Raw genomic sequence first — 4,230 nt, forward strand, 5'->3', positions numbered from 1 at the left:
CTGTTGTTTTCAATGCAAATGTAGGTATTATTTCTGAAATGTAGCAATAAACCCCGAAAAAATTTCAGATTATTTTATTTTTGAATGAAATCGTATCGGATAGTATCTGGCACGACGTCGGATTACGTACGATTTGCTGAACGAATTCCGAAGTCAATGCCCGGCCACCATTCTGATCGCTTCCTGTGGAGTGACGAGGGTCTGTTCGCCGTTGGCCATCGATTTCAGAGTGAGTTTGCCCTGCTTCATCTCTTCTTCGCCTACGAGTGCCACGTAAGGAATGGATTTGGCGTTGGCATACGTCATCTGCTTCTTCATCTTGGCTACGTCAGGATAAATCTCGCAGGCTATGCCCCCTTCGCGCATGGTCTTCATCATGGCCATGGCCGCTGAGGCCTCCTGATCTCCGAAATTGGCAAACATCACTTCGGTCGACGATGTGGCCTCGGCCGGATACAGGTCGAGCTGGTTGAGCACGTCGTAGATGCGGTCGGCGCCGAACGATATGCCTACACCCGATAGCCCGGGCATACCAAACACTCCGGTGAGGTTGTCATAACGGCCTCCGCCGGTGATCGATCCTATCTCCACGTCGCGGGCCTTCACTTCGATGATAGTGCCGGTGTAGTAGTTAAGTCCGCGTGCAAGCGATGAATCGAGTTCCACTTCGGCACGCATCCCGAGATTTTCGGCTCCGTTTATGACGGTCTGCAGCTCGGCTACTCCGAGCAGTCCGGTCTCATTGCCCGCGAGGATCTCTTTGAGTGCGTTCAGACGTGTCTTTGTGTCGCCGCCGATGGCAAGCACCGGCTCAAGGCGAGCTATGGCATCGTCGGTCAGTCCGCGCTCTGTAAGTTCCTCCTTAACTTTGTCAAGTCCTATTTTGTCGATCTTGTCGATGGCCACGGTGATGTCGGTGAGCTTATCCGGGGCTCCGATCATCTCGGCTATTCCGGCCAATACTTTGCGGTTGTTGAGCTTTATGGTGATCCGTATGCCCAGACGAGCAAACACTTCGTCGATAATCTGCAACAGTTCTATCTCGTTGATCAGCGAGTCGCTGCCCACCACGTCGGCGTCACACTGGTAGAACTCACGGTAGCGTCCTTTCTGCGGACGGTCGGCACGCCATACGGGCTGGATCTGGAAACGCTTGAACGGCATCGTCAGTTCGTCGCGGTGCTGCACCACAAAGCGTGCGAACGGCACCGTCAGGTCATAACGCAGTCCTTTTTCGCTCACCTTCGGCGTCAGATGCACGTAGTCGCCGGAGTCGATCATCGTGCGGTCGGCGCCGCGCAGCCAGTCGCCCGAATTGAGGATTTTGAAGAGCAGCTTGTCGCCCTCTTCGCCATATTTGCCCATGAGGGTCGAAAGATTCTCCATGGCCGGAGTTTCGATCTGGTTGAATCCGTAGAGTCTGAATACACTGCGGATCGTGTCGAAGATATAGTTGCGGCGGGCCATCTCTTCGTGTCCGAAGTCGCGGGTGCCCTTGGGTATGGATGGTTTCTGTGCCATTGCTGTCGTTTATTTTCTGATCGCCTCAAGTGCGGCGGTGATTGTGGCTATCTTTGCTTCGGCGTCGGCCAGCTTCTTGCGCTCGCCCTCTACCACAGCGGCCGGGGCGTTGTTGACAAAGCGTTCGTTGCCGAGTTTCTTCTCTACGCTGACTTTGAAGCCCTGATAATATTTGAGGTCTTTTTCGAGTTTGGCCGTTTCGGCTTCTACGTCGATGGAGTCGAGCAGCGGCACATTGATTTCCGTCAGCCCTACCATGAATGTGGCTGCAGCCGGATCTTTGGTAGCGTTGTGGTTGACGGCCGAGGCGTTGGCGAGTTTCATCACCGGAGCATCGACAGCCTTGTCCCAAGAGCCGATTATGTTGACGGTAAGAGGCTCCTTGTTGGGGATGTTTTTCTCGGCGCGGATGTTGCGCAGGCCATTGACTGCCGCCTTGACGGTTTCCATCAGCCGGGCTTCGTGAGGATGACGGTCGGCCGGCAGCTCTATCTGCGCATACATGATCGACTCGCCGTCGCGACGCTCTGTGAGATGCTGCCACAGCTCTTCGGTTATAAAGGGCATGAATGGGTGGAGCAGACGCAGCAGAGAGTCGAATATGCCGAGGGTCTCATTGTATGTGGTGCTGTCCGACGGAGAGCCATAGGCCGGTTTTACCATTTCGAGATACCATGACGAGAAGTCGTCCCAGAACAGGCGGTAGGCTTCGCGAAGGGCTTCCGATATGCGGAATTTGCTGAAGAGGTCGGCGATCTCCTCGGTCGATTGTGCCAGACGCTCTTTCATCCATGATATGGCGAAACGTGCAGCTTCGGGCTGCGTGGCCTCAGCGCTGACCTCCCAGCCTTTGACCAGACGGAAGGCGTTCCACATCTTGTTGCAGAAGTTACGTCCGGTTTCGCAGAGTTTGGTGTCGAATAGTATATCGTTTCCGGCAGGTGCGCAGAGCATGATTCCCACGCGTACTCCGTCGGCGCCGTAGTCGGCTATCAGCTTGAGAGCGTCGGGGGAGTTGCCGAGCTGCTTCGACATCTTGCGGCCTATTTCGTCGCGGACTATGCCGGTGAAGTACACGTTGCGGAACGGTTCCTTGCCTGCGAATCCGTAGCCTGCCATGATCATGCGGGCCACCCAGAAGAATATGATGTCGGGGCCTGTCACCAGATCGGTGGTAGGGTAATAGTAGCGCATCTCCTCATTGTCGGGATCGAGGATGCCGTTGAAGAGTGTGATAGGCCAGAGCCACGACGAGAACCAGGTGTCGAGGCCGTCCTCCTCCTGACGCAGGTCGGCGGCGGTGAGCGACGGATCTTTCTCGCATGCGAGCTTCAGAGCCTCGTCGGCATCCATGGCCACTACAAACGAGCCGTCAGGCAGATACCATGCAGGAATACGGTGACCCCACCATAGCTGACGCGAGATACACCAGTCGTGGATCTCGGCCATCCAGTGGTCAAAGGTGTTTTTGAATTTTTCGGGAATGAATCGTACGGTGTCGCTGTCGACAGCCCCTACGGCCGGACGAGCCAGCTCGTCCATGCGCAGAAACCACTGGTTGCTCAGGCGAGGCTCGGCGACGGTATCGGCGTTGCGCTCCGAATATCCGACCTTGTTTTCGTAATTTTCTACCTTCTCGATCAGACCCGCTTCGGCGAGATCCTTGGCTATCTGTTCGCGCACGGCAAAGCGGTCCATGCCTATGTACATGCCGGCAGCCTCGCTGATGGTGGCGTCGTCGTTGAATATGTCGATCGTGTCAAGGTTGTGTTTCTGGCCGAGCATGTAGTCGTTGACATCATGGGCCGGGGTGACTTTCAGGCAGCCTGTGCCGAACTCCATGTCGACATAATCGTCCTCGATCACGGGTATCTCACGGCCAACCAGAGGCACGATCACACGCTTGCCCTTGAGATGGGCGTTTTTGGGATCGTCGGGATTGATACACATGGCTGTGTCGCCCATAATGGTTTCCGGACGGGTGGTGGCTACAACGGCATACCTGTCCTCGCCGACTATATAATAGCGCAGATAGTAGAGCTTGCTGTGCTCCTCTTTATAGATCACTTCAATGTCGCTCAGAGCGGTCTTGGCCTTGGGATCCCAGTTGACCATCCGCTTGCCGCGGTAGATAAGCCCGCGGCGGTAAAGATCGACAAATACCTTTGTGACACTTTTCGACCGCAGATCGTCCATGGTGAAGGCGGTGCGGCTCCAGTCGCACGAGGCTCCGAGCTTGCGCAGCTGCTGCAGGATGATGCCTCCATACTGGTGAGTCCAGTCCCACGCGTGTTTCAGAAACTCCTCGCGTGTGAGATCGCTCTTCTGGATTCCCTTTTCGGCAAGCTTGGCCACGACTTTGGCCTCTGTGGCTATCGAAGCATGGTCGGTGCCGGGCACCCACAGGGCGTTTTTGCCCGTCATGCGGGCGCGGCGCACGAGTATGTCCTGTATCGTGTTGTTGAGCATGTGGCCCATGTGGAGCACGCCTGTGACATTGGGCGGCGGGATAACGATCGTATAGGGTTCGCGCGCGTCGGGAGTGCTCTTGAAGAGGTCGTGACGCATCCAGTAGTCATACCATTTGTCTTCAACCTCCGAAGGGTTGTATTTGGTGGCAAGCTCGTTCATTTTGTGCGTATGGTTGGTTTCTGTATTTGCTTGATTGTTGATGTCGGAAGTGCAAAATTACGCAATATTCCCCCGCCG

Annotated in this window: 2 protein-coding genes; both read right to left on the reverse strand. The window is 55.5% G+C overall.

The genetic code is table 11. The features are described 5' to 3' along the window. Nucleotides 1–153: 153 nt before the first annotated feature. Entirely contained in the window at nt 154–1,521 is a 1,368-nt protein-coding gene (gene hisS, locus C5O24_RS11160) for a histidine--tRNA ligase (RefSeq protein ID WP_107036405.1), read from the reverse strand. 9 nt (nt 1,522–1,530) lie between these two features. After that, on the reverse strand, nt 1,531–4,152 hold the full coding sequence (locus tag C5O24_RS11165) for a valine--tRNA ligase (protein WP_107036404.1): 2,622 nt from the start codon (nt 4,150–4,152) through the stop codon (nt 1,531–1,533). Between the last annotated feature and the right edge of the window lie 78 nt (nt 4,153–4,230).

Source organism: Paramuribaculum intestinale, assembly GCF_003024925.1.
Classification (GTDB): Bacteria; Bacteroidota; Bacteroidia; order Bacteroidales; family Muribaculaceae; genus Paramuribaculum; species Paramuribaculum intestinale.